This is a genomic window from Flavobacterium araucananum (assembly GCF_002222055.1).
Taxonomy (GTDB): Bacteria; Bacteroidota; Bacteroidia; order Flavobacteriales; family Flavobacteriaceae; genus Flavobacterium; species Flavobacterium araucananum.
In genome coordinates this window covers 80,343-105,202 of the sequence record NZ_MUGS01000051.1, presented here as the reverse complement: position 1 = coordinate 105,202, position 24,860 = coordinate 80,343, and the positions used below count along the sequence as shown (strand labels likewise).

Below are 24,860 nucleotides of genomic sequence, written 5' to 3'. Positions count from 1 at the left end.
GTTTAAGTTTTAAGATGCAGGGGTGTATATTTGCAGAATTATTTTTAAGTATCTATTTACTTAAAATCCAGCAACACAAATCTAATTAAAATAAAATGAAAATTTATCGCTTTGTAGTGGTTCTGTGCTTGTTTTTTTTGTCTTGTGAACAAAAAACTAAAGTAGAAAAAGAGGTCGAAGAAATCCCGGTCGATATTAAAGTAGAGCGTTTTGATAAGGTGTTTTTCGAAACTAAACCAGAAGATCTGGCTAAGGTAAAAAAGCAATATCCTTTCTTTTTTCCTGCCGGAAATGACGATAGCATCTGGTTGAAAAAAATGCAGGATCCGCTTTGGAAAGAAGTGTATGCAGAAGTGCAAAAAAAGTATGCTAATTTTGAGCCGGTACGCAAAGAGTTTAATACGCTTTTTCAACATGTAAAATATTATTTTCCTAAAACTAAAACGCCTAAAGTAATTACTGTAATTGGCGAAATGGATTATAATGCCAAAGCAATTTATGCGGATAGTCTGGTAATTGTGGCTCTGGAGCTGTATTTGGGTAAAGGACATAAATTTTATCAGTTTCCCAATTACTTAAAACAGAATTTTGAAGAAAAACAAATTATGCCGGATGTGGTTTCGAGTTTTGCTTACAGAAACATTCCTGCTTTTCCGGATAAAAATTTAGTTTCTCAAATGATTTTCGAAGGGAAACAACTGTATGCAAAAGATTTGCTTTTGCCGGATTATACAGATGCTGAAAAAATTGGTTATACGCCCGAGCAAATAATATGGAGCCAGGAAAATGAAGCCTATATGTGGCGGTTTATTATAGAAAATGAATTGTTGTACAGCGATGATCCAAAATTAACGACGCGATTTATAGCGCCAGCTCCGTTTTCTAAATTTTATCTCGAAATAGATAATGATTCTCCGGGACGAATTGGTGCCTGGCTTGGTTGGCAAATGGTACGGTCTTATATGAAGAATAACCCGAATGTAACATTGCCGGAATTATTAAAAACGAATGCAAAAGAAATTTTTGAAAAATCAAAATATAAACCTAAGAAATAATGTCAGATACAATAAACTCAGAAATTAAATTCAATATAGAATTAGATGAAAACCGTGTTCCGGAAAAATTAACATGGAGTGCACAAGATGGTGGTGTGCAGGCAGAAGAAGCAAAAGCAATAATGTTGTCTATCTGGGATAGTAAAGTAAAAGAAACCATGCGTATTGATTTGTGGACAAAAGATATGCCGGTTGATGAAATGAAAATTTTCTTTCACCAGACTTTAGTAGCAATGGCAGATACTTTTAAGCGCGCTACAGACGACGAAAAAATGTCGGATACCATGAAAGATTTCTGTGATTATTTTGCAGAGAAATTAGAATTGACGAAATAAATTTCAATTCTTGTAATTGAAATTTCAAGTTTAATTTGTCATTTCGACGAAGGAGAAATCTTCGCGAGAAGCTCGACAAAGATTGGATTCTCGTTGCGGAGTCACTTGATAAGATTTGCTTCGCCTGTTCGCTATCGTTCGGGTCTGCTTCGTCGAAATGACAAAACAAATACAAATAATAAAGGCGACAGATTTTTAAAACCTGTCGCCTTTACTATATAAACCTGAAATTTGTTTTTTAAAACTGATTATTGTTTTTAAAAACCTCTTGATTGACTTCGTCTATATACTTTAAAACGTCATCCTTACCTATTTGTTCCGTAGCAGAAGTCACGAAGTAATGCGGCATTTCTTCCCAGTTATTGGCAAACATTTGTTTTTTGTATGCTGCAATATGAGAATCAACTTTTGTCTTGCTAATTTTGTCTGCTTTGGTAAAAATGATGCAAAACGGAATTTCGCTTTCTCCCATGTACGACATAAATTCGATATCGATATTTTGAGCTTCATGACGAATGTCAATCAAAACAAAAGCACAAACTAATTGTTCTCTGGTTTCGAAGTAATCTGTAATGAATTGCTGAAAAACTGATTTTGTTTTTTTGGATACTTTAGCATAACCATAGCCGGGTAAATCGACCAAAAACCAATTGTTGTTAATCTTAAAGTGATTAATTAATTGTGTTTTTCCGGGTCTTCCAGAAGTTTTTGCTAAATTTTTATGATTGGTAAGCATATTGATCAATGATGACTTACCTACGTTTGAGCGGCCGATAAAAGCATATTCCGGCAAAAAATCCTGCGGACATTTTGCAACTTCAGAATTACTGATAATAAATTCGGCAGTATTAATTTTCATGTTTTTTGTGTTTAAGACCTCCTAAAAGTCGAAAGTTAGGTGCTATAAATTCTTTTTAACGAGCCATTCTTCCAGAATTTTATTAAATTCTTCAGGATGTTCCATCATAGCAGCGTGTCCACATTTGTCTATCCAGTACAAAGTTGAATTAGGCAATAATTTATCAAATTCTTCAGCCACATTTGGCGGAGTTACGGCGTCATTTTTACCCCAGATGATGCAGGTTTCTGCTGTCATTTTTGGTAAATCTTTAGCCATATTATGACGAATTGCGCTTTTGGCAATCGTTAATGTTTTGATTAGTTTGATACGATCGTTAACCGTTGCATATACTTCGTCAATAAGTTCCGGAGTTGCAATTTTAGGGTCGTAAAATACATCTTCGGCTTTCTTTTTGATGTATTCATAATCACCTCTTTTTGGGTAACTATCTCCCATGGCACTTTCGTAAAGACCTGAACTTCCGGTAATTACAAGTCCTGCTACTTTTTCAGGGTATAATTTTGTGTGATAAAGAGCGATATGACCTCCTAAAGAATTACCTAGTAAAATAACTTTATCAAAACCTTTAAAAGTGATAAAATCTTTAACGTATTTAGCAAAGCTTTTTACGTTCGTTTTTAAAATACTCTGTGTGTATATTGGCAAATCCGGGATAACGATTTTGTATCCTTTTGTTGGGAAATATTCTGCTACAGCATCAAAGTTACTAAGGCCTCCCATTAAGCCATGTAAAATAACGATAGGAGTTCCTTCTCCAGCTTCATAATAGCTGTATTTGCCTTCTTTTTTGTAGTGTTTGTCCATTTAATTTAATGCCAATTTCATTTGGGACAAATATAGGGTTAAATAAATAAAAATGAATTTTTGCTACCGTTTTTTAACTAGATAATTTTGGTAGAATATGTAAGTGGTTAAAAATCAGCTTTTACAGGTGGTTTTACTGTATTTCCTAAATGTTAAGAAAACTGCATTATAGCTAATTTTTTAAGAAATATTATGCATAATTTTTTTGATGTCTAACTGTTATTGACTTTTCGTTAATTATAAGTTAAAGTATTGATAGTCTATAAATTAAGGTTGGTGGTAAGAAAGTGGTTAAACTTATTAACAAAGTGGTACATAGTGGTAAAATGTGGTAATATTTTTTATATTTTTGCTGTATAACATCTTAATGTATTTTTCTTGAACACAATTGTTGGAACATATGAGTGTAAAGTCGATGCTAAAGGGAGGCTAATGATGCCTGCACCCCTAAAAAAGCAATTGGCTTCCTCTCTTCAAAACGGATTCGTTTTGAAGCGCTCTGTTTTTCAACCGTGTTTAGAATTATATCCAATGGAAGAGTGGGACCTGATGATGCAAAAAATCAACAAGTTGAATCGTTTCGTAAAAAAGAACAATGATTTCATCCGAAGATTTACTGCTGGTGTTAAAGTGGTAGAAATTGATGCATTGGGAAGATTATTGGTTCCAAAGGATTTGGTCGCTTTTTCAAGTATCTCTAAAGATGTGGTTTTTTCATCTGCGGTTAATATTGTGGAGATTTGGGATAAAGATTTATATGAAAAATCAATAAGCGGCGAAGATATGGATTTTGCAGATTTAGCCGAAGAAGTAATGGGAAATATTAATGACGACGACAATGGAATATCATAATCCGGTTTTGCTTCATCCTACAGTTGATGGTTTAAATATTAAACCAGATGGCATTTATGTAGATGTTACGTTTGGTGGCGGAGGTCACTCAAAAGAAATTTTGAGACGATTAGGACCAAACGGAAAATTGTTTGCCTTTGATCAGGATGAAGATGCACTTGCAAATGCATTACCAGATGAACGGTTTACCTTAATTAATGAGAACTTTAGGTTTATAAAAAGGTTTTTACGTTTTCATGGTGTCAAAAGTGTAGATGGAATTCTGGCTGATTTGGGTGTTTCTTCCCATCAGTTTGATGTTCCGGAAAGAGGTTTCTCGACACGATTTGATGCTGAGCTGGATATGCGGATGAGTCAGAAAAATGATTTAAATGCTTATCGTGTGGTTAACGAATATGAAGAACAGGATTTACGTCGTGTTTTTTTTGATTATGGGGAATTGAAAAATGCACCGCTTTTGTCCAGAACAATTGTAGAAGCGAGAGAGCATTATCCAATAAAAACCACAGACGAATTAAAAGATGTTCTGGCAAAATATTTACCGGAAAGAGTTAAGAATAAAATATTGGCTCAAATCTATCAGGCGATTCGAATTGAGGTAAATCAGGAAATGGATGTTTTGAAAGAATTTATAGAGCAATCTCTGGAAATTCTTAATCCGGGTGGAAGATTCTCTGTAATCTCTTATCATTCTCTGGAAGACAGATTGGTAAAAAGATTTATTAAAAACGGAATGTTTGAAGGAGAACCGGAACGCGATTTTTTCGGAAATTTTTCGGTTCCGTTTAAAACGATTGGTAAATTGATTGTTCCGGATGATGCCGAAATCAAAATCAACAACAGAGCCAGGAGCGCAAAATTAAGAATTGCTGAGAAGATATAATATATAGGTAAGAAAATGAAAGGTGGAGTATTTGGCATATTAAAAGCAAGATTTTTGTTAAACGATGACGCGGTGAAAAACTGGCGTTTCATTGTTTTTATAATTCTGTTAGCTATTCTGATGATTGCCAATACACAACGATACGAACAAAAGGTTTTTGAGATTGCAAAACTCAATAATGAAGTAAAAGAATTGCGATCTGAATTTGTAGATCGACGTTCCGAGTTAATGAAGTTGAAGATGGAATCTACGATATCGGATAAAATGCTTGAAAAGCAAATTTTTCCGTCGACAGTTCCTCCGGTTAAAATAGAAGTAAAAAAAGAAGAAGAAAAGAATTTCTTTAAAAGAATATGGCAGTAGACGATAAAAATATATCCTACAGAATTTACCTCGTAGCAGTTTTCATCTTTGTGATGGCAATTGCTATTGTTGTTAAGTTAACCAATATTCAATGGGTTGAAGGAGATTATTATAGAAAGCTGGCAAAACAGCGTACTGTTAGAAATTTCGTAATTCCGGCAAACAAAGGAAATATTTATTCTGCTGACGGAAGTTTATTAGCAACATCGATTCCTAATTATGAGATTCGATTTGATGCTAAGGCGCCAAAAACGGAAACTTTTGAAAAACATGTAAAAGCATTGTCAGATTCATTAGCAACAGTTTTGGATAAATCCGGAAGTTATTTCGAAAAAGAATTAAGAAAAGCAAGAGCAAATAAAAACAGGTACTATTTGATTGCCCGTAATTTGAGTTATACCGAATATGTAAAAATAAAAGGTTTCCCGTTATTCAATTTAGGTGCTTTTAAGGGAGGAATAATAATCGAACAGGAAACGGTTAGAAAACATCCGATAGGAAAAATTGCCGAAAGAACAATTGGTTATGATCGTTTTGATCCGGCAACAGGAGTTGAAGTTGGAAAAGGAATTGAATGGGCTTTTAAAAATTATCTGAACGGAAAAGATGGTAAGATTTTAAAACAAAAAATTGCAAAAGGGCAATGGAAGCCTATTCGTGATGTCAATGAAGTGGATCCGCAGGATGGTTTTGATGTTATCTCGACAATCGATGTATTTATTCAGGATATTGCGCATCATGCTTTGTTGAAGCAGCTTGAAGAATATGAAGCTGATCATGGTTGTGTAGTGGTGATGGAGACGGAAACGGGACATGTAAAAGCAATTTCGAATTTAGGAAGAGCAGAAGACGGATCGTATTATGAAACTACCAATTATGCTATAGCCGAATCTCACGAACCTGGATCTACTTTTAAATTAGTCGATTTAATGGCAATTTTAGAAGATAAGGTTGCAGATACCAGTACAGTTTTTGACAGTCACAATGGACAAGTAAAATATTACGGACGTTCTGTTACTGATTCGCACAGAGGTGGTTATGGTAAAGTATCATTGGCACGCGGTTTCGAACTTTCGTCAAATACAGTGATGGTTCAGGCTGTTTATGATAATTATAAAAGCAATCCTGCAAAATTTGTAAATCATATTAATAGTTACGGACTAAATAAGACATTAGGCTTGCATTTTCAGGGAGAAGGAAGACCGTATATCCCGCAGCCCGGAGACAAACATTGGTCAGGAGTTTCGCTTCCGTGGATGGCTTTTGGATACGGAGTTTCGGTTACCCCAATGCAAACGCTGGCATTTTATAATTCGGTGGCGAACAATGGAGTAATGGTAAAACCTCAATTTGTTTCGGAAATTAAAGAGTGGAACAAAACCATCAAGAAATTTGATGTAGAAGTGATTAATCCAAAAGTATGTTCTCAGGAAACCATCAAAAAATTAAGAGCAGTATTACTTAATGTGGTTAAAAAAGGAACAGGATCAAAGTTGTATTCGAAAGATTTTTCGATGGCTGGTAAAACAGGAACAGCTCAGGTAAATTACGGAGGAAAAGAAGGAAAGTCAGGATTGTATTATGCGTCTTCTTTTGTGGGGTATTTTCCGGCAGATCATCCTAAATATTCTTGTATTGTAGTGGTTCATAAACCTAACACATCAAAAAATAATTATTACGGAGCAGATGTGGCCGGACCGGTTTTTAAAAGAATCGCTCAAAAAATATTTACTGATGCGCCTTCTACAAACAAAATTAAAAAACTGGATTCAAGGATTCCAAAACAAGAAGACAGTTATAATAAATATATGGTAGAAGCCAATAGAAAAACAAATCAGATTCCGGATTTAAAAGGAATGCCGGGAATGGATGCAATTGCTTTACTGGAGAATTTAGGTTTGAAAGTAAAGGTAAACGGAGTAGGAAAAGTAAAAAAACAGTCTTTGCAGGCTGGACAAAATATTAGTAAAAACACAACAATAGTATTAGAATTATCGTGAAAATACTGAAAGACATATTATATAAAGTAGCTATTGAGTCTGTAACAGGTTCGACAGAAATTGATATACATAAAATTGATTTTGATTCAAGAAAAATTGAAGATAAGGATGTTTTTGTGGCGATTCGCGGATCACTTTCTGATGGGCATGATTATATAGAAAAGGCTATTCAATTAGGGGCAATTGCGATTATTTGCGATACGTTGCCGGAGCATGTCGAAAAAGGAATTACTTATATTAAAGTAAAAGATACCAATACGGCTTTAGCTTTTATGGCGGCCAATTATTTTGGGAATCCTTCAGAAAAATTAAAACTGGTTGGTGTTACAGGTACAAACGGAAAAACGACCATTGCATCGTTATTGTTTCAGTTGTTTGAAAAGGCAGGTTTTAAAGTTGGTTTATTATCAACGGTAAAAATCATGGTCGATCAAACGGAGTATAAGGCAACGCATACAACACCGGATTCTATAACAATAAATCATTATTTAAATGAAATGATCGAAGCAGGTGTAACGCATTGTTTTATGGAAGTGAGTTCGCACGGAATTCACCAGAAACGTACAGAAGCATTGCATTTTGTGGGAGGAATTTTTACCAATTTATCACACGATCATTTAGATTATCATCCAACTTTTGCAGAATACAGAGACGTAAAAAAATCATTTTTTGATTCATTGCCAAAATCAGCTTTTGCTTTGTCTAACATAGATGATAAAAACGGAACTGTGATGTTGCAAAATACAGTGGCGAGAAAATTTACTTATGCCTTAAAATCGTATGCTGATTTTAAAGCACAGATTTTAGAAAGCCAATTGTCAGGATTGTTATTAAAAGTAAACGACAATGAAGTTTGGGTAAAACTAATAGGGACTTTTAATGCTTATAATGTTTTGGCAATTTATGGAACGGCTGTAGAACTGGGGATGGATAGTCTTGAAGCTCTTCGTTTATTGTCTGACTTAGAGAGTGTTTCGGGGCGTTTTCAATACATTGTTTCAGAAACGAATATTACTGCAATTGTAGATTATGCACATACACCGGATGCGCTTGATAATGTTTTAAATACAATAAATGATATCCGTACTAAAAACGAACAACTCATTACGGTTGTGGGGTGTGGAGGAAACAGAGATAAAACAAAGCGACCAATTATGGCTAAAATTGCAACAGATCTTAGTGATAAAGCAATTTTAACATCTGATAATCCCAGAAACGAAGATCCGGAAGTGATTTTGGATGAGATGGAAAAAGGAGTTGAAGCTCATAATTATAAAAAAATATTGAGAATTACCGACAGAAAACAAGCTATAAAAACAGCATGTCAATTGGCTCAGCCCAATGATATTATTTTAATTGCCGGCAAAGGTCATGAAACCTATCAGGAAATAAGTGGTGTTCGCCATCATTTTGATGATATGGAAACTGTTAAAGAAATTTTAGATCAATTAGGAAAATAAAAAGTTGAACAGTTTAATAGATTATTTGTTTTATCGAATAATTATTAAAGTCAAAAACTTACAAATAAAAAAAATACCGAATAACCATATAAACCAAGATATATGCTATACTATTTATTTGAATACTTAAGAAAAACATTAGACATGCCAGGTGCTGGAGTTTTTCAGTACATCACTTTTAGATCAGCTTTAGCATTTATGCTTTCGTTACTTCTGTCCACCATTTACGGAAAAAGAATTATAAACTTTTTGCGCAATCAACAAGTTGGTGAAACAGTTCGTGAGTTAGGTCTTGCAGGTCAAAACGAAAAAGCAGGAACGCCAACAATGGGTGGTTTGATTATTATTTTTGCAACCCTTGTACCGGTTTTGTTATTTGCCCGTTTGCAAAACATTTATATCGTATTGCTTATTGTAACTACGCTTTGGATGGGAACTATTGGTTTTGTAGATGATTACATCAAGATATTCAAAAAAGACAAGCAAGGTCTTAAAGGAATTTTTAAAGTTATTGGTCAGGTTGGTTTAGGTCTTATTGTGGGTACCGTACTTTACTTTAATCCTGCAGTTACGGTAAGAACAGATACAGGTTATAGTGGAGGAGTAAAAGCATCTACTTCGATAGTTATGCCTGCTCAGATTGAAGAAAAATCTACGGCGACAACAATACCTTTTGTAAAAAATAATGAATTTGATTATGCCGAAATACTAGCCTGGACAGGCGAAGGATATGAAAAATGGGCTTGGTTAATTTTTATACCGGTTGTTATTTTTATTATAACTGCCGTATCTAACGGAGCTAATTTAACAGATGGTATCGATGGTCTCGCAGCGGGAACCTCGGCAATATCTGTTCTGGCGCTCGGTATATTTACGTTTGTGTCCGGGAATATCATTTTTTCTAATTATCTCAATATTATGTACATCCCCAATTCGGGAGAGATGACCGTTTTTATATCCGCATTTGTGGGGGCGTTAATTGGTTTTCTCTGGTACAATTCTTATCCCGCATCCGTCTTTATGGGAGATACAGGAAGTTTGACTATTGGAGGGATCATTGCAGTTCTGGCGATTGCCGTTCGAAAAGAAATATTGATTGTTTTGTTTTGCGGTATTTTCCTGGCAGAAAGTGCTTCGGTAATTTTACAAGTAGCCTATTTTAAGTATACAAAAAAACGTTTTGGCGAAGGGCGACGAATTTTTCTAATGTCACCGTTACATCACCATTACCAAAAGAAAGGATATCATGAGAGTAAAATTGTAACCAGATTTTGGATCGTTGCGATCATGTTAGCCATATTATCAATCGTTACTTTAAAACTTAGATAGATGAGATTGGTAGTATTAGGAGGGGGAGAAAGTGGTGTTGGTACTGCTATTCTGGGAAAAAAACAAGGATACGATGTATTTGTATCTGATTTTGGAAAGATAAAAGAGAGCTACAAAGAAGTTCTTATCATTAATAAAATTGCTTGGGAAGAAGAAAAACATACGGAAGACCTGATTTTGAATGCCGATGTGGTGATGAAAAGTCCGGGAATTCCAGAGAAATCTCCCATAGTACAAAAGCTTATCGCTGTCGGAATTAAAGTGATCTCAGAAATTGAATTTGCGAAACCTTTTACAGAAGCGCTAACAATAGGAATTACGGGTAGTAATGGTAAAACTACTACAACAATGTTAACGCATCACTTGTTGAAATCAGCAGGTTTGAATGTAGGTTTAGGAGGAAACATCGGGAAGAGTTTTGCGTGGCAGGTGGCAGAAAATAAATATGATGCCTATGTACTTGAACTCAGTAGTTTTCAGCTTGACGGAATTATAGATTACAGACCCGATATTGCCATTATCACAAATATTAGTCCGGATCATTTAGACCGATACGAATATAAATATCAAAAATACATTGACTCAAAGTTTCGAATAACAATGAATCAGACCGAAAGCGATTATCTTATTTACGATGCAGATGATGAAGCAATTGGAGAATGGTTAAAAAACAACACAACAAAAGCAAAATTAATTCCTTTTTCATTGACTGAAAAATTTGATGAAGGGGCTTCTATAAATAACAACAAAATGGAAATAAAGATCAACCAAGAAGAGTTTACAATGGAAACAGAATACATTGCGTTAGAAGGAAAACATAACATGAAAAACGCAATGGCAGCAAGCTCTGTAGCAAAATTGATGCAAATTAGAAATGCAACAATACGCGAAAGTTTATCCAATTTTCAAGGTGTTGAACACCGCTTAGAAAAAGTATTAAAAATTCAGAATGTCCAATACATCAATGATTCAAAAGCAACAAACGTAAACGCTACTTTTTTTGCTTTAGACAGTATGAATGTACCAACAGTTTGGATTGTTGGTGGTGTTGATAAAGGAAACGATTATAACGAATTAATGTCATTGGTTCGCGAAAAAGTAAAAGCAATTATATGCCTTGGAGTTGATAATCATAAAATTATTAACGCTTTTGGAAATGTTGTTGATATTATGGTCGAAGTAAACACCATGACGGATGCTGTAAAAACAGCACAACGTTTAACAGAAAAAGGCGATGCTGTTTTATTGTCTCCAGCCTGCGCAAGTTTCGACTTATTCGAAAACTACGAAGATCGTGGAAAACAATTCAAACAAGCAGTACACAATTTATAAAAATAGTTTCATGTTTCAGGTTTCAAGTTCGACGCCTAAAACATGAAGCCTGAAACAAAAGAAACTTGAAACTAAACGCATGAAGGAATTAGTGAACAAATTAAAAGGAGATAGGGTAATATGGTCATTCGTGGCTTTATTGGCGTTGTTTTCGTTTATGCCTGTTTTTAGTGCGAGTAGTAATTTGGCATATATAGGTCACGGAACCGGAAATACACTGGGTTATTTGGTAAAACATCTTGCACATATTTGTATTGGTTTCCTGATTATTTATTGGGTTCATAGAGTGCCGTATCATTATTTTAGAGCGATTTCGAAAGTTGCCCTTCCTGTTGTCTGGATTTTATTGGCCTATACGCTTCTAAAAGGAACTGTAATTGCGGGAGCAAATGCAAGCCGTTGGATTCAGGTACCTTTTATTGGTATTACGTTTCAAACATCGACTTTGGCGGCGAGTATATTATTTATATATGTTGCCCGTTATTTATCGAAAACCAGAGACGAAAACGAACCTTTTCAAACGTCGTTAATACAGTTATGGTTGCCGGTTTTTATAACCCTGGTGCTTATATTGCCAGCCAACTTTTCGACTACGGCATTGATATTTTCAATGGTAATTATGTTGACTTTTATTGGCAGGTATCCATTAAAATATATTGGTTTTATCATAGGTTCCGGAGTTGCTATGCTTTTGTTTTTTCTTTTGGTAGCCAAAGCTTTTCCGGATTCAAGATTCTTTAGCAGGGTATCAACATGGGAAAGTCGTATTACGAATTTTACCTCAGACAAACCGGACGAAGATGATTATCAAATCGAGAAAGCGAAAATCGCTATTGCCTCAGGAAAATTAGGTGGTTTAGGACCGGGAAAAAGTGTTCAGAAAAACTTTTTGCCACAATCCTCTTCCGATTTTATCTATGCGATTATTGTCGAAGAATATGGTTTAGTAGGTGGGGTAGCGATATTGGTTTTATATTTATTATTGCTGTTTAGATTTGTGATAGCCTCACATAAAGCAAATACGCTATTTGGGAAATTAGTCGTCGTTGGGCTTGGATTTCCAATGATATTTCAGGCGATGATTAATATGGCAGTTGCTGTAGAATTATTGCCGGTAACAGGGCAAACCCTTCCGCTTATTAGTAGTGGTGGTAGTTCGATCTGGATGACTTGTTTTTCTCTTGGAATTATTATTAGTGTAACCAAAAAAGAAGAAGAAATCGCCGAAGAGCAAGAGGAAAAAGAAAGACGAAAAGAAGCACTTCAAAGATTAATAGACAAAGAATTGGCCGAAGAAGATTTGATAGAGGATGAAAGAGAATCGGTTTATGAAGAAGAAGGGATGTATTCTATCGAAGATAATTCGAGAAATCCGATGAATGCAGTTTTGAACAAGTAAAAAAATAAAAAACAGAATAGTTTTTAAAGCGAATAACTTTTAAAAATATGACAAATTATAAATTCATATTAAGCGGTGGAGGAACAGGAGGGCATATCTATCCTGCAATTGCTATTGCTAATGAATTAAAAACACAATTTCCTGATGCTGAGTTTCTTTTTGTGGGAGCCAAGGATAAAATGGAAATGCAAAAAGTGCCACAGGCAGGTTATGAAATAAAAGGACTTTGGATTGCCGGATTGCAGCGTAAATTGACCTTGCAAAATTTGATGTTTCCGCTAAAATTGGCAACAAGTTTGCTAGAGTCAAGACGAATTATCAAACAGTTTAAACCCAATGTTGTAATAGGCACAGGTGGTTTTGCAAGCGGGCCATTATTGCAGGCAGCGGGAGGGGCAGGAATCCCGACTGTAATTCAGGAACAAAATTCATTTCCCGGAATTACCAATAAATTATTGAGTAAAAAGGCAAATGCTATTTGTGTGGCGTACGAAAACTTAGAGCGATTTTTTCCTAAAAATAAAATCATTCTAACCGGAAATCCCGTTCGTCAGGATTTAATAGATATTGAAAGCAAACGTGACGAAGCAATAGCTTTTTATGGCTTAGATCCTAATAAAAAAACATTGTTGGTTCTAGGCGGAAGTTTAGGGGCGAGAAGAGTCAATCAGTTAATCGAAAAAGAATTGCAGGATATACTTTCGCAAGATGTTCAGGTCATCTGGCAATGCGGGAAATTATATTTTGAAGAGTATAAAAAGCACAATCAGCAAAACGTAAGGGTAGTTGATTTTATAGAAAGAATGGATTTTGTGTATGCTGCGGCAGATGTAATTATTTCGCGTGCAGGAGCATCATCAGTATCAGAATTATCTATTGTGGGGAAACCTGTAATTTTTATTCCTTCGCCAAACGTAGCCGAAGATCATCAGACTAAAAACGCTCAGGCAATAGTAGATGCAAAAGGAGCTATTTTGTTGAAAGAATCAGAATTGGACAGTCAGTTTAATATTGTTTTTGAAGCCTTATTAAAAGATCAGGGAAAGCAAAAACAATTAAGTGATAACATCAAAAAATTGGCAATGCCTAATGCTACAAAAGTTATTGTAGATCAGATTAAAAAGTTGTTATAATATAACTTTTTTCGAAAATTATAGAACAAAATTAAAAATTTAGAACGCTATTTTTAGGCGTTTTGAGTTGTTAAAAAAATAAAATTACAAAGGCTTAATTACTAGTTTTTTATAGAATAAAGCAACTTGTAAATAGCTCAAAATTAAATAGAAATGAATTTAAATCAAATACAAAACGTTTATTTTATTGGCATTGGAGGCATCGGAATGAGTGCTCTGGCCCGTTATTTTAAAAATATCGGGAAACAGGTTTCTGGTTACGACAAAACGCCATCAATGTTAACGAGTGAATTGATCGAAAGTGGTATTGAGATTCATTTTGAAGATAACATCAATTTGATTCCGTCTGATTATTTTGCAGAAAATACGTTGGTAATTTTTACGCCTGCGGTTCCAAAAACACATTCAGAATGGAATTATTTTATAGAAAGAAATTACGAGATTAAAAAGCGTGCCGAAGTTTTAGGGATTATCACCAAGGACACTTTTAGTTTTGCGGTTGCCGGAACACACGGAAAAACAACAACGTCAAGTATTTTAGGACATATACTGTATGAAAGTGGTGCAGATGTTACAGCTTTTGTGGGTGGTATTGTAGAGAATTATAATTCGAATTTGATAGGGAACGGTAAAACAGTAACAGTTGTAGAGGCAGATGAATTTGATCGTTCATTTTTGCATTTGCATCCCAATATTGCCTGCATTACCTCTATGGATGCAGATCATTTGGATATTTACGGAACAAGTGAAGCAATTGAAGCTTCGTTTGTAGAATTTGCTTCGAAAGTAGAAGATAAAAATAAACTGTTTATAACAAAAGAGTTGCCACTAGAGGGTGTACAATGTGCTATAAACGAAGATGCTGTTTACAAGGCTTTTAATGTTCGAATTGAGGACGGAAGCTATGTTTTTGATGTACAAACACCATCAGAAATTATAAAAGATTTACATTTTGGATTGCCTGGAAAACACAATTTAATGAATGGATTGATGGCTATTGCGATGGCAAAGACTTTTGGCACCCCGACCGACTTGATTGCAAAAGCCATTGCTTCATTCAACGGAATAAGAAGACGTTTTTCGTATCAGATTAAAAGCGAAAATTTAGTTTACATAGATGATTATGCGCATCATCCAACAGAAATAAATGCAGTACACCAGGCAGTAAGGGAGTTATACCCGAATCGTAAAGTATTAGCAATTTTTCAGCCCCATTTGTTTAGCAGAACAAGAGATTTTGCAGATGGATTTGCCGAAAGTTTATCGGCTTTTGATGAAGTATTTTTAATGGATATTTATCCGGCACGCGAATTACCGATGGAAGGGATTACATCTGATTGGTTGCTGGGAAAAATGACAAATTCGAACAAGAAAATTGTTGCAAAAAGTGATTTATTAGCGGAGATCAAAGCCAGTGATGCGCCAATAATTGTAACAATAGGAGCTGGTGATATTGGTGAAATGGTTCCATCAATCAAAAAAATGCTAAATGAAAATATTTAATTGGACAAATGTTAGATTAATTCTCATTTTAGGGCTAGTACTTTTTTTATATTCTTTTGCTCAACATCGAAATGGTGATCGGAAATTAAAAAAATCCATGGTCGTTTTTGTAGGAGAAAATACGCTTTTTGTAAAGCCGGAAACGGTTAATAAATTGTTGATAGAAAATAAAAGAGACGCTTCCAGTATCCGAAAAGATGAGTTAGATTTGAATAAGATTGAGAAAACCCTTGATACGCAAGCGATGATTGAAAAGTCAGATGTTTTTGTAAGTATCGATGGGGTTCTAAAAGCGGTAGTAAAACAGAAGACACCAATAGCGAGAGTTTATGATGGTGACTCTTCTTTTTATATTGACTATGAGGGTAATAAAATGCCTTTGTCGGATAATTTTACCGCTCGGGTTCCTCTTGTTTCCGGGGCAATAAATAAAAAAAATAACGAAGATTTAGCTACTCTATTTCGCACAATTTATGACGATGCGTTTTTGAAAAAAAACATCATTGCAATACAGATTATGCCTAATGGTAGCTTAAAAATGTTTAATAGAAATTATAATTACTTCATCGATTTTGGCAGAACGATGAATGTTGATAAGAAATTTGATAACTATAAAGCCTTTTTTCAAAAAGCGGTTTTAGACAGTTCGTTATACAGATATAAAAAAATTGACCTTAGGTTTACGGAACAAGTAGTTTGCACAAAATAATAGAAAATGGAAAAAGATAACATTGCAGTAGGTCTAGATATTGGAACGACAAAGATAGTTGCCATGATCGGCAAGAAGAATGAGTATGGTAAGTTGGAAATTCTGGGTATTGGTAAATCCAAAAGTCTGGGAGTTGCAAGAGGAGTTGTAAACAACATTACACAAACTATTCAATCGATACAACAAGCAATACTTGAAGCAGAAAACAATTCAGGTTACAAAATAAAAGATGTTGTTGTGGGTATTGCCGGACAACACATAAGAAGTATACAGCATACAGATTACATCAGCCGTAGTAATCCGGAAGAAGTAATTGGCGAAAAAGACATTCAGCTTTTAATCGACCAGGTTAATAAACTGGCGATGTTACCGGGAGAAGAAATTATTCATGTTTTGCCACAAGAGTTTAAAATCGACGGGCAATCTGAAATAAAAGAACCAATCGGGATGTACGGTGGAAGACTGGAATCCAGTTTTCACGTAGTAGTTGGGCAAGCTTCTTCGATTAGAAATGTTGGAAGATGTATTCAGAGTTCCGGAATCGAATTGTCAGGATTGACATTAGAACCATTGGCTTCGGCAGATGCTGTTTTGAGTCAGGAAGAAAAAGAAGCCGGTGTAGCTTTGATCGATATTGGTGGCGGAACAACAGATTTAGCCATTTTTAAAGATGGTATTATTCGTCATACAGCCGTAATTCCTTTTGGAGGAAATGTAATTACTGATGATATTAAAGAAGGTTGTTCGATTATCGAAAAACAAGCAGAGCTGTTAAAAATAAAATTCGGATCAGCCTGGCCGGGAGAAAATAAAGACAACGAGATTGTTTCTATTCCGGGTTTAAGAGGCAGAGAGCCAAAAGAGATTTCGCTTAAAAACTTATCTAAAATTATTCATGCTCGTGTAGTAGAAATTGTAGAGCAGGTTTTTGCAGAAATTAAAGCTTATGGACACGAAGATCCCCGCAAAAAATTAATAGCAGGAATTGTCCTTACAGGTGGTGGAGCTCAGCTAAAACATATAAAACAATTAGTAGAGTACATTACCGGTATGGATACCAGAATTGGATATCCAAATGAGCATCTGGCAGGAAATTCAAGCGAAGAAATTTCAAGTCCGTTGTTTGCAACAGCAGTTGGTTTAGTAATGAACAGTATCGAAAATAGTACGCAAAGTGCTGTTAGAATGGAGATTGTAAATGAACAGACAAAAGTGGTGTACAGAAACATTCCTCCGCAGCCGCAACAACCTGTTCCACCCCGATACGAAGTCGAAGAAAACTACGTTGAAAGAGTAGAAACTATCGAAGATTCAAGAGAAACCAGAAACGGTTCGGGTAAGGCAGAATCTACGGAAACAAAAATCAGAAGATCATTTTTTGATAGATATGTCGATAAAATCAAAGATTTTTTAGACAACGCAGAATAAAATAAAAAGAGAAAAGGAATTACTTTTTGCCCCAAGTCAAGAAGTAAAAAATGTATTAAATAAGAATTTCAAAAACCAAAAAGATGATGAGCAACTCAGAATTTGGAAGTATTTCATTTGATTTACCAAAAAACCAATCAAATGTTATCAAAGTAATAGGTGTAGGTGGAGGTGGTAGTAATGCTATCAACCATATGTTTAAACAAGGTATTAAGGGCGTTGATTTCATCGTTTGTAATACAGATTCACAAGCACTACAGAACAGTTCAGTACCCAACAAAATTCAGTTAGGTATGAACCTGACAGAAGGTCTGGGAGCAGGAGCAAATCCTGATGTAGGACAACAATCTGCTATTGAGAGTATCGCAGATATCGAAAAAATGTTAGACCGTGGTACTAAGATGGTATTTATTACCGCTGGTATGGGTGGTGGTACGGGTACAGGTGCAGCTCCGGTAATTGCACAACTAGCCAAAGAAAGAGAAATCCTGACGGTTGGTATCGTTACTATTCCTTTTCAGTTTGAAGGAAAAGTGCGTCAGGAGCAAGCACTTTTAGGAATCGAAAAATTGCGTAAGCAAGTCGATTCGTTAATTGTAATTAATAATAATAAATTAAGAGAAGTATACGGAAATCTTGGTTTTAAAGCAGGATTCTCTAAAGCAGATGAAGTTTTGGCAACCGCCTCCAGAGGTATTGCTGAAGTTATTACGCACCACTATACTCAAAATATCGATTTACGTGATGCTAAAACTGTTTTATCAAATAGTGGTACAGCCATCATGGGATCTTCTGTTGCTGCGGGTGAGAACAGAGCAAAAGATGCTATCGTTTCGGCATTGGATTCTCCGTTATTAAATGACAACAAGATTACAGGAGCCAAAAACGTATTGTTGCTTATCGTTTCTGGATCAAACGAAATTACATTGGATGAGATTGGAGAAATCAACGATCACATTCAGGTAGAAGCAGGTCATAATGCTAATATTATCATGGGAGTTGGTGAAGACGAAACTCTTGGTGATGCTATTGCCGTGACCATTATTGCAACGGGTTTTGATGTTGAACAACAAAACGAAATTGTAAATACCGAGCCTAAAAAAATCATTCATACGCTGGAAGATGAGCAAAGAAGTGTTCATAATCTAACGAATAAATCGGTTACGTCTTTTGATTTAAATGCTGAAACACCTACTGCGAAATCAGAAGAGAAAATTGTTTTTGAATTAATCGAAGACGAAGATGTGGTAACCCCATTTGCGCCTACACAACAAGTTACTCCAGTTGAAGTTGCTCCAATTGAAGTTGCACCCGTTGCAGTCGCTCCATCAATGAATAAGGAAGAATTAGTAGTAATGTCAGAGTTTATTAAAAACCTTGATGTAACGTTCGAAATTGTTTCGCCTATTACCGATATCGATTTTACGATTTCGACTCCTGAAGTACATAATTTTCAGGAAACAAAACCAGTTCAGCAAAGAATTTTTGAAAGAGAAGAGCAAACCACTTTTTCTTTTGATTTGCCTCTTTTCAGATCAGAGCCGGAAGTAAAAAAAGAACCGGTTGCACAACAGGAAAATAAAATTTTATTCGAATTAACGAATGATACCCGTAATATTAAAGTAAATGATCCTGTACAATTTGTACCGGTAACAGAAGTTTCGGATAAAGGAATCATCAAATATTCGCTAGAAGAATATATGGAAGTTGAGAATGATCTGGTAGCATCAAAACCTGTGGATAAAGTGGTAGAAGAAGTGATTCCGGCGGAATTAAATATTACCATGAAACCAAAAGTTGATTTTGCAAGTGAAGCTGCCTTTACAACCACTTCAGAAGTTTCTCCTCTTGAATTGACAATCGAAGAAACTTTACGTTTAAGAGCAGAAGAGAGAAGAAAGAAACTAAAAGAATTTAATTATAAATTTCATAATAATGTTTCCAGAATTGACGAACTTGAAAAAGAGCCTGCTTACAAAAGATTAGGAATCGATTTGTCAAACAATCAGTCTAATACGACTAATTCAAGAATCTCAGTTGGAACAGATAGTAACAACGATTTGCAGTTGCGTTCCAATAATTCATTTTTGCACGACAACGTAGATTAAGAATACAAATCCGAATTATAGAGATAGCCCGAAAATTGGATTTAATTTTCGGGTTATTTTTTTTATCTTCGCACAGAATTTAAAATTTGACTTCGATATTTGACTTTTAAAGTTAATATTGTTATCAGTTCGAGACAAGTCGAGAATAAACATTCAAAATATTGATATCAATTATAGGTTTTACCTATTTAAATAAAAAAATAAGATGAGTTTACAAACATTAATCATGGACGAGATTAAAACCGCCATGAGAGCAAAAGATACAGTAGCACTAGAAGCATTAAGAGCAATTAAATCTGAAATGTTACTAGCGTCGACTGCATCAGGTTCTAAAGAAGAATTGTCAGAAGATGATGAAGTTAAGTTACTTCAAAGATTAGTGAAAACACGTAAAGAAAGTGCTCGTATTTTTACAGAACAAAATCGTCCTGATTTGGCTGAACCTGAATTAGCACAAATTGCTGTAATCGAGAAATTCTTGCCTGCACAATTAAGCGAAGAAGAAGTAGAAGCTGTAATTGCAAAAATCATTGCAGAAACAGGTGCTTCAGGAATTGCATCTATGGGTAAAGTTATGGGATTAGCTTCTGCACAATTGGGCGGAACTGCTGAAGGAAAAACAATTTCGACAATCGTTAAGAAATTACTAGTATAAAAATTAGATTTTAGAGTTCAGATTTTAGATTTCATTCGACAATCTAAAATCTAAACTCAACAATCTGCAATCAAAAAGACCACGTAGTTCAACTGGATAGAATATCAGATTTCGGCTCTGAGGGTTGGGGGTTCGAACCCCTCCGTGGTCACAACAAAAAAGCCTGTAAATATTATTTTACAGGCTTTTTTTAGTGCTGTTAATTCTATTTGTTTTTATAAAAGCAATTCCTTGTCTTTATTCGAACTGTTCTTTATTATTTTTGGTACTCACAACAGCTCCTGATAGAAAGTTATATTGCGTACATTGACAGGATCCCAACCTCCGTTGGAAATACGGTGCAATTCGATGTAATAAATTCCTTCTTCGAGATAAATATCACCCAATTCTTTGATTTGATAGTTCGTAAAACTATTGTTAATTGTTGTAAACGAATAAGTAATACTTAAATTATCTTTTATCATCAATTGAAATTTGCCGGAAATACCCGCCAGCTCACTTTTCCAGTGGTAAATACCTGCTTCATTTACTTTTACTCTCCAGGCTACATAAGCGGCTGCATCTGTCCAAGCACCAATATTATAGTTTGGAGCATTTTCTATCTTAATACCACTTCCGTGCAGTACGGCACTTTGAGCAGGAAGAACAAGAGTTTTATCTGTGTTTTGAGTTACAATAGGAGTTGTATCAACTGGAAGATGAATCGAAATTTGACGTACATTAACAGGATCCCATCCTCCATTTGCAATACGATGCAGTTCGATGTCATAAACACCCGCTGGCAAATTAACGGTTCCTAAAGATAAGCTCTGATAGTTGCTTAAACCGCTGGTTGTAATTGTGAATGGATAAGGTACTTGATCTATTCCGTTTATTTTTAATACGAACTGTCCGGAGTACCCAGCTACCACTGCATCCAAAACAAAGTTGCCGGCTTGGATAACTTCTACATGCCAGGTAGCATAACTCGCATCATTTGTCCATGATCCAAGATTATAAAGCGGTCCATTTTCTATACTTAGCCCGGTTGCAGTTGCATCGACTGCGTTTAGATTAAGTGTACCATTTTTAGATTGTTTAACAAAAGAGATCAGAAGATCTACAACTCCTGACATTTCCAGAACAATGGTAGTGCTAATGCTGTCCAAAGGATTTTCAGGTACCGGAATAATATACCCTGAAGCATTGTCGTTCGGGGCTATATTCAATGCTGTTTTGGTTGTATCGGCAAGAAAATAAGCTTTGACAATACTTCCGTCAAGGAGATCGGGAACAGCCAAATTCCCATCCTCAGGCCAATTATCGGCAAATACATGCAGGTATAAGTATTGCGTTGCGTCGATAATTTTGCGGGTCGCTCGTCCCCACGATAATTGTTTGGTATAGGGGCTGGATTGGGCCTTTTCTATTCCCATTTTATTGATAACCATCCAGGCAGCAAACCCATCCAGTCTGTTTATAGCTTCAGGAGGGAATGTTCCATCTGCTTCCGGACCAACATTAAGAAGGAAATTACCTCCTTTACTAACAATATCAATCAGCTTTTGAATGAGATCTGTTTCGGTTTTCCAACGTGTATCATAAGCATCATACCCCCAATTGTCATTCATCGTCATACAGGTTTCCCAATCTGTTCCATCTCCGTTTGGAGGCATATTAGGGATATTTTGTTCAGGAGTTCTAAAGTCTGCGGTCAAACCATCTTCCATACGATTATTGAATATCAAACGGTCTGATCCGGGGATATTTTTAATAGCCTTCATCATTCGGTAACGGAATTCAGGTGTGTTGCTACCTCCCATATCCCACCATATCAGGTCAATACCATAATCATTAATCATGGTTTGAATATGAGGCACTACAATGTTATCCGTATATTGTGAACTATCCTCGTAGGAAGCCTCATGACTGGGTGTAGTATTCTGAGGAATCCATCCCATACCTCCCGGGTTCATCCAATCCAGACATTGCGAATAATAAAATCCAATTTTTAACCCTGCTGCATGAGCTTCGGTTACAAGGTCTTTCAATATATCGGCTGAAATATTGGTATGATCTTCAATATTATATCCTACATGATGGGTGTGCATCAATGTAAAACCTTCGTGATGTTTGGCAGTAATGACAATATATTTCATGCCGGCATCTTTTGCCATTCTTACCCATTGAGAAGCATTGAAATTTTGTGCTGTAAAATTTTGTTGCCAGCGGGTTTCGTATTCAGTTCTTGGAATTTGAGCTGCAAACATAATCCACTCCGCATATTGACCACGTTCGTAAGGCTGTCCTGTAGCAGGATCAATTTTAATAGTTCCGTCCGGATTAACCCATTCAGGACGATAACAGGAATAATAATCCTGCATCCAGTAATCAGGGCCAATACCTGTACCTGATTTCATTAAAGTAGGCCCTGTATAATGTCCCGCCAGTCCGGCGTAGGTACCCCAATGCAAAAACAGCCCAAAACACGCTTCACGCCACCAGGCCATACGCTCATCTTTGTGTGCTTTTGTCTCTTGTGTTGCGACATAAAGACTGGTACTCATTTTAGTAAAAAGATTCTGGTTGTCATCACGACCTCTTACTGTGAAGTAGTAAATATCAAATGAATTCAGGTCGTTTATAGTTATCGAATTTAGGGTAACATTTTGATAAAAAACGCCCTCTTTAAATACATCGTATGACGTTATTCCGGGAAGTAGATTCCAGGATAAACTAATCGTATTGGTCTGTACATTGGTTGCTTTGAGTTCTTGAGGATTGTTGTTGTAGAAAGGATTAATATCAATTTCGGTATCGCTAAAAGTCAGCTCATCGATATAAATAATATCTCCAATGGCACGACTGTCGGTAAAATCAGGCTGAATACCAAACACAGTGATATCTTTTACTTTGTTCGACAATAAATCAAATACCGCTACTCCCCATTCGTTTTGTTTGTCTAAGGGGCTTTGAGATAAGAATTCATTTGTAACACTAAGTCTTATCTGAGAGTTAGGATTGTTGCGATAATACTTCAGGTACAAATATTTATATTCAGAAAGAGGCTCATTTGGTGTACAAAAAAAACCTGCCCACTTAATGGTGTTGTCAAGACGTGTAAACTGCAATACTTTATTACTTTGGTTTGATCCTGTTTTGTCCGGATTATCTACTACCGTAATTTGCATAGAGCCTACAGGGTTTATATTAATCTTAGCAGTAAAGTTGATCTGTCCGTTTTCAAAATTATCAAATAAAAGAGGTTCTCTAATTATTGGACGCGGATAATAATCCGGAGTAAACTGCAGTTTGCCTAATGTTGACTGAATTTCTGGAGCCGACATAAAATAATCCCAAAGCAAACCCGAACGATAATTTTCGATCATACAAATAATCGGGCCCTGATCAATAGCCAGATAACTGCCATCGAGCCAATTGGCAGTTTCATTAAAAGAGTCTATAAATCCTGCTTTTTCGTTCCATATTTTAGTACCCAACTGTTCATGAAAATATCTCAGAGCAGCTAACGACTCTTTGGGTGTATAGGGCATAGAGGAGATTGCTGCTGTTGGGGCAATAACACCTGTGTCATTTCCGGGTGAGTGGGAGCTGTAACCTGTATCTCCATCAGAAGAAGTCAATCCCCAGGCTTTTTTTGCGCCATATCCGGTATATTCCAGGGGGTTTTCTTCGCAGTAAGCTCTGTTTATCAAGGTATGAGCCTGGTTTTGCTGGAAATAATTGACATCATTATAGCTATCTCTTAAATTTTTTGGGTTAAATCCCAAGAATGAATAATGAGAGAAAAATAGAGGTCCACCCTTTGCGCTTCCTTTGCCAATAGGAAGAGTAATATCATAAAACTTTTGATTTTTAGTTTTATAGGAACTTCCAGAAGACCAGCCGCTTTGCCATAAACCAGGATTAATGGCATGAGTTGGCGAAGCAATAGCCAGCAAATACGTAATCATACACTCGTTCCAGCCAACAATTTGCAATTGAATCACATTTTGCAACGCATTGTTGCAATGCCAATACAATTTATCTGACCCAAACGTAAAATAATCCCAGTCGACATTGTTCCAAAGTATATTGATCTTAACAACCAAATCCTGCTCTGGTAATGTTGGCTGATTAAAATATTGACGCGCCGTAATCAAGCCCTGCATCATATAAGATGTTTCGACCAGATCGCCCCCATTGTCATCTGTACTAAACGGGATAGTTTCACCGGTAGTTGCATTGATCCAATGCGCAAAAGCTCCTTTGTAATTAGTCGCAGAGTTGGTCAAAAAATCGACAATTCCCTCAATACGCTGACGACCTTGCTCTCGGGTAATAAACCCTCTCTCAATGCCTACTAAAATAGCCATCACTCCAAACCCGGAGCCACCAGATGTAACTCTGTTTCCGGCTGTTCCTGAAACAGGAAGACGCTCATATACCATTCCCGAACTTGATGCATAATCCCAAAAGTATTTAAAGGTGTATTGTTGCGTTTTTGTAAGCAACTCTTCATCTGTAAGCATAGGTATTGATGTAGATTCTTTCATAAAATTAATTAATTTAAGTGATAAATAATTGTAAAGAAAGCGATAGGTAATACTGCTAATGATAAACTTTGATGGTCTGTAGAAAATAAAATACTGATGATTTTCCGGGTTTAGT

The 24,860-nt window shown here is 35.8% G+C and carries 19 protein-coding genes and 1 tRNA gene; 17 read left to right on the top strand and 3 right to left on the bottom strand.

The annotated features are described in order from the left end of the window. The first annotated feature begins 95 nt into the window (after positions 1-95). Both gldB and gldC read left to right on the top strand, forming a co-directional pair. Complete coding sequence (gene gldB, locus B0A64_RS19640; RefSeq protein ID WP_089481186.1) at positions 96-1,055, top strand: gliding motility lipoprotein GldB; 960 nt, start codon at positions 96-98, stop codon at positions 1,053-1,055. Beyond that, positions 1,055-1,390: a gliding motility protein GldC gene (gldC, locus tag B0A64_RS19635; RefSeq protein WP_165769854.1), complete on the top strand. Its 336-nt coding sequence runs from the start codon at positions 1,055-1,057 to the stop codon at positions 1,388-1,390. Before gldB ends, gldC begins: the two co-directional genes overlap by 1 nt. Positions 1,391-1,628: 238 nt before the next feature. Here the strand turns inward: gldC and yihA are convergent, their stop codons facing one another. Both yihA and B0A64_RS19625 read right to left on the bottom strand, forming a co-directional pair. After that, on the bottom strand, positions 1,629-2,249 hold the full coding sequence (yihA, locus tag B0A64_RS19630; RefSeq protein WP_089481185.1) for a ribosome biogenesis GTP-binding protein YihA/YsxC: 621 nt from the start codon (positions 2,247-2,249) through the stop codon (positions 1,629-1,631). A 42-nt stretch (positions 2,250-2,291) separates the two neighbouring features. Continuing rightward, positions 2,292-3,056, bottom strand: coding sequence for an alpha/beta fold hydrolase (locus B0A64_RS19625; protein WP_089481184.1), 765 nt, complete (start codon positions 3,054-3,056; stop codon positions 2,292-2,294). A gap of 378 nt (positions 3,057-3,434) precedes the next feature. On the opposite strand from B0A64_RS19625, the gene B0A64_RS19620 reads away from it, so the two are divergent. From B0A64_RS19620 to B0A64_RS19550, 15 genes are all read left to right on the top strand, one after another. Beyond that, positions 3,435-3,908: a division/cell wall cluster transcriptional repressor MraZ gene (locus B0A64_RS19620; protein WP_029273286.1), complete on the top strand. Its 474-nt coding sequence runs from the start codon at positions 3,435-3,437 to the stop codon at positions 3,906-3,908. Further along, positions 3,883-4,791 carry a 16S rRNA (cytosine(1402)-N(4))-methyltransferase RsmH gene (gene rsmH / locus B0A64_RS19615; protein ID WP_208863558.1) on the top strand — a complete coding sequence of 303 codons (909 nt, stop codon included), beginning with the start codon at positions 3,883-3,885 and terminating at the stop codon, positions 4,789-4,791. The genes B0A64_RS19620 and rsmH overlap by 26 nt, the downstream gene beginning before the upstream one ends. 15 nt (positions 4,792-4,806) lie before the next feature. After that, entirely contained in the window at positions 4,807-5,154 is a 348-nt protein-coding gene (locus B0A64_RS19610; protein WP_089481183.1) for an FtsL-like putative cell division protein, read from the top strand. After that, a complete protein-coding gene (locus B0A64_RS19605; protein WP_089481182.1) occupies positions 5,145-7,154 on the top strand; it encodes a penicillin-binding protein in 2,010 nt (669 codons plus the stop codon). The genes B0A64_RS19610 and B0A64_RS19605 overlap by 10 nt, the downstream gene beginning before the upstream one ends. Continuing rightward, complete coding sequence (locus tag B0A64_RS19600) at positions 7,151-8,614, top strand: UDP-N-acetylmuramoyl-L-alanyl-D-glutamate--2,6-diaminopimelate ligase (protein WP_089481181.1); 1,464 nt, start codon at positions 7,151-7,153, stop codon at positions 8,612-8,614. Before B0A64_RS19605 ends, B0A64_RS19600 begins: the two co-directional genes overlap by 4 nt. Positions 8,615-8,716: 102 nt before the next feature. After that, the gene (gene mraY, locus B0A64_RS19595; RefSeq protein ID WP_089481180.1) at positions 8,717-9,943 is read left to right on the top strand and encodes a phospho-N-acetylmuramoyl-pentapeptide-transferase; all 1,227 of its coding nucleotides are present in this window, start codon (positions 8,717-8,719) and stop codon (positions 9,941-9,943) included. Beyond that, positions 9,944-11,275 carry a UDP-N-acetylmuramoyl-L-alanine--D-glutamate ligase gene (gene murD / locus B0A64_RS19590; protein ID WP_089481179.1) on the top strand — a complete coding sequence of 444 codons (1,332 nt, stop codon included), beginning with the start codon at positions 9,944-9,946 and terminating at the stop codon, positions 11,273-11,275. It begins immediately after the preceding gene. A 79-nt stretch (positions 11,276-11,354) separates the two neighbouring features. Beyond that, on the top strand, positions 11,355-12,674 hold the full coding sequence (locus B0A64_RS19585; protein WP_089481178.1) for an FtsW/RodA/SpoVE family cell cycle protein: 1,320 nt from the start codon (positions 11,355-11,357) through the stop codon (positions 12,672-12,674). A gap of 47 nt (positions 12,675-12,721) precedes the next feature. Next, positions 12,722-13,807: an undecaprenyldiphospho-muramoylpentapeptide beta-N-acetylglucosaminyltransferase gene (gene murG, locus B0A64_RS19580; protein WP_089481177.1), complete on the top strand. Its 1,086-nt coding sequence runs from the start codon at positions 12,722-12,724 to the stop codon at positions 13,805-13,807. Between the two features lie 153 nt (positions 13,808-13,960). Continuing rightward, positions 13,961-15,310 carry a UDP-N-acetylmuramate--L-alanine ligase gene (gene murC, locus B0A64_RS19575; RefSeq protein ID WP_089481176.1) on the top strand — a complete coding sequence of 450 codons (1,350 nt, stop codon included), beginning with the start codon at positions 13,961-13,963 and terminating at the stop codon, positions 15,308-15,310. After that, the gene (locus B0A64_RS19570) at positions 15,297-16,019 is read left to right on the top strand and encodes a cell division protein FtsQ/DivIB (protein ID WP_089481175.1); all 723 of its coding nucleotides are present in this window, start codon (positions 15,297-15,299) and stop codon (positions 16,017-16,019) included. The genes murC and B0A64_RS19570 overlap by 14 nt, the downstream gene beginning before the upstream one ends. Before the next feature lie 6 nt (positions 16,020-16,025). Then, positions 16,026-17,447 carry a cell division protein FtsA gene (ftsA, locus tag B0A64_RS19565; protein ID WP_089481174.1) on the top strand — a complete coding sequence of 474 codons (1,422 nt, stop codon included), beginning with the start codon at positions 16,026-16,028 and terminating at the stop codon, positions 17,445-17,447. A gap of 83 nt (positions 17,448-17,530) precedes the next feature. After that, the gene (gene ftsZ, locus B0A64_RS19560; RefSeq protein WP_089481173.1) at positions 17,531-19,555 is read left to right on the top strand and encodes a cell division protein FtsZ; all 2,025 of its coding nucleotides are present in this window, start codon (positions 17,531-17,533) and stop codon (positions 19,553-19,555) included. A 205-nt stretch (positions 19,556-19,760) separates the two neighbouring features. Next, positions 19,761-20,210, top strand: coding sequence for a GatB/YqeY domain-containing protein (locus B0A64_RS19555; protein ID WP_089481172.1), 450 nt, complete (start codon positions 19,761-19,763; stop codon positions 20,208-20,210). A 77-nt stretch (positions 20,211-20,287) separates the two neighbouring features. After that, a tRNA-Arg gene (locus B0A64_RS19550) sits at positions 20,288-20,361 on the top strand. Between the two features lie 118 nt (positions 20,362-20,479). Here the strand turns inward: B0A64_RS19550 and B0A64_RS25275 are convergent. After that, the gene (locus B0A64_RS25275) at positions 20,480-24,745 is read right to left on the bottom strand and encodes an alpha-L-fucosidase (RefSeq protein WP_109746156.1); all 4,266 of its coding nucleotides are present in this window, start codon (positions 24,743-24,745) and stop codon (positions 20,480-20,482) included. Between the last annotated feature and the right edge of the window lie 115 nt (positions 24,746-24,860).

Excerpts from the sequence above, each read along its gene's own strand:
- mraY (WP_089481180.1), top strand. The coding sequence starts at position 8,717 with ATGCTATACTATTTATTTGAATACTTAAGAAAAACATTAGACATGCCA.
- B0A64_RS19625 (WP_089481184.1), bottom strand. The coding sequence starts at position 3,056 with ATGGACAAACACTACAAAAAAGAAGGCAAATACAGCTATTATGAAGCT.
- rsmH (WP_208863558.1), top strand. The coding sequence starts at position 3,883 with ATGACGACGACAATGGAATATCATAATCCGGTTTTGCTTCATCCTACA.
- B0A64_RS19555 (WP_089481172.1), top strand. The coding sequence starts at position 19,761 with ATGAGTTTACAAACATTAATCATGGACGAGATTAAAACCGCCATGAGA.
- murC (WP_089481176.1), top strand. The coding sequence starts at position 13,961 with ATGAATTTAAATCAAATACAAAACGTTTATTTTATTGGCATTGGAGGC.
- yihA (WP_089481185.1), bottom strand. The coding sequence starts at position 2,249 with ATGAAAATTAATACTGCCGAATTTATTATCAGTAATTCTGAAGTTGCA.
- B0A64_RS19605 (WP_089481182.1), top strand. The coding sequence starts at position 5,145 with ATGGCAGTAGACGATAAAAATATATCCTACAGAATTTACCTCGTAGCA.
- gldB (WP_089481186.1), top strand. The coding sequence starts at position 96 with ATGAAAATTTATCGCTTTGTAGTGGTTCTGTGCTTGTTTTTTTTGTCT.
- murG (WP_089481177.1), top strand. The coding sequence starts at position 12,722 with ATGACAAATTATAAATTCATATTAAGCGGTGGAGGAACAGGAGGGCAT.
- ftsZ (WP_089481173.1), top strand. The coding sequence starts at position 17,531 with ATGATGAGCAACTCAGAATTTGGAAGTATTTCATTTGATTTACCAAAA.
- ftsA (WP_089481174.1), top strand. The coding sequence starts at position 16,026 with ATGGAAAAAGATAACATTGCAGTAGGTCTAGATATTGGAACGACAAAG.
- B0A64_RS19610 (WP_089481183.1), top strand. The coding sequence starts at position 4,807 with ATGAAAGGTGGAGTATTTGGCATATTAAAAGCAAGATTTTTGTTAAAC.
- B0A64_RS19585 (WP_089481178.1), top strand. The coding sequence starts at position 11,355 with ATGAAGGAATTAGTGAACAAATTAAAAGGAGATAGGGTAATATGGTCA.
- B0A64_RS19570 (WP_089481175.1), top strand. The coding sequence starts at position 15,297 with ATGAAAATATTTAATTGGACAAATGTTAGATTAATTCTCATTTTAGGG.
- B0A64_RS25275 (WP_109746156.1), bottom strand. The coding sequence starts at position 24,745 with ATGAAAGAATCTACATCAATACCTATGCTTACAGATGAAGAGTTGCTT.
- gldC (WP_165769854.1), top strand. The coding sequence starts at position 1,055 with ATGTCAGATACAATAAACTCAGAAATTAAATTCAATATAGAATTAGAT.
- murD (WP_089481179.1), top strand. The coding sequence starts at position 9,944 with ATGAGATTGGTAGTATTAGGAGGGGGAGAAAGTGGTGTTGGTACTGCT.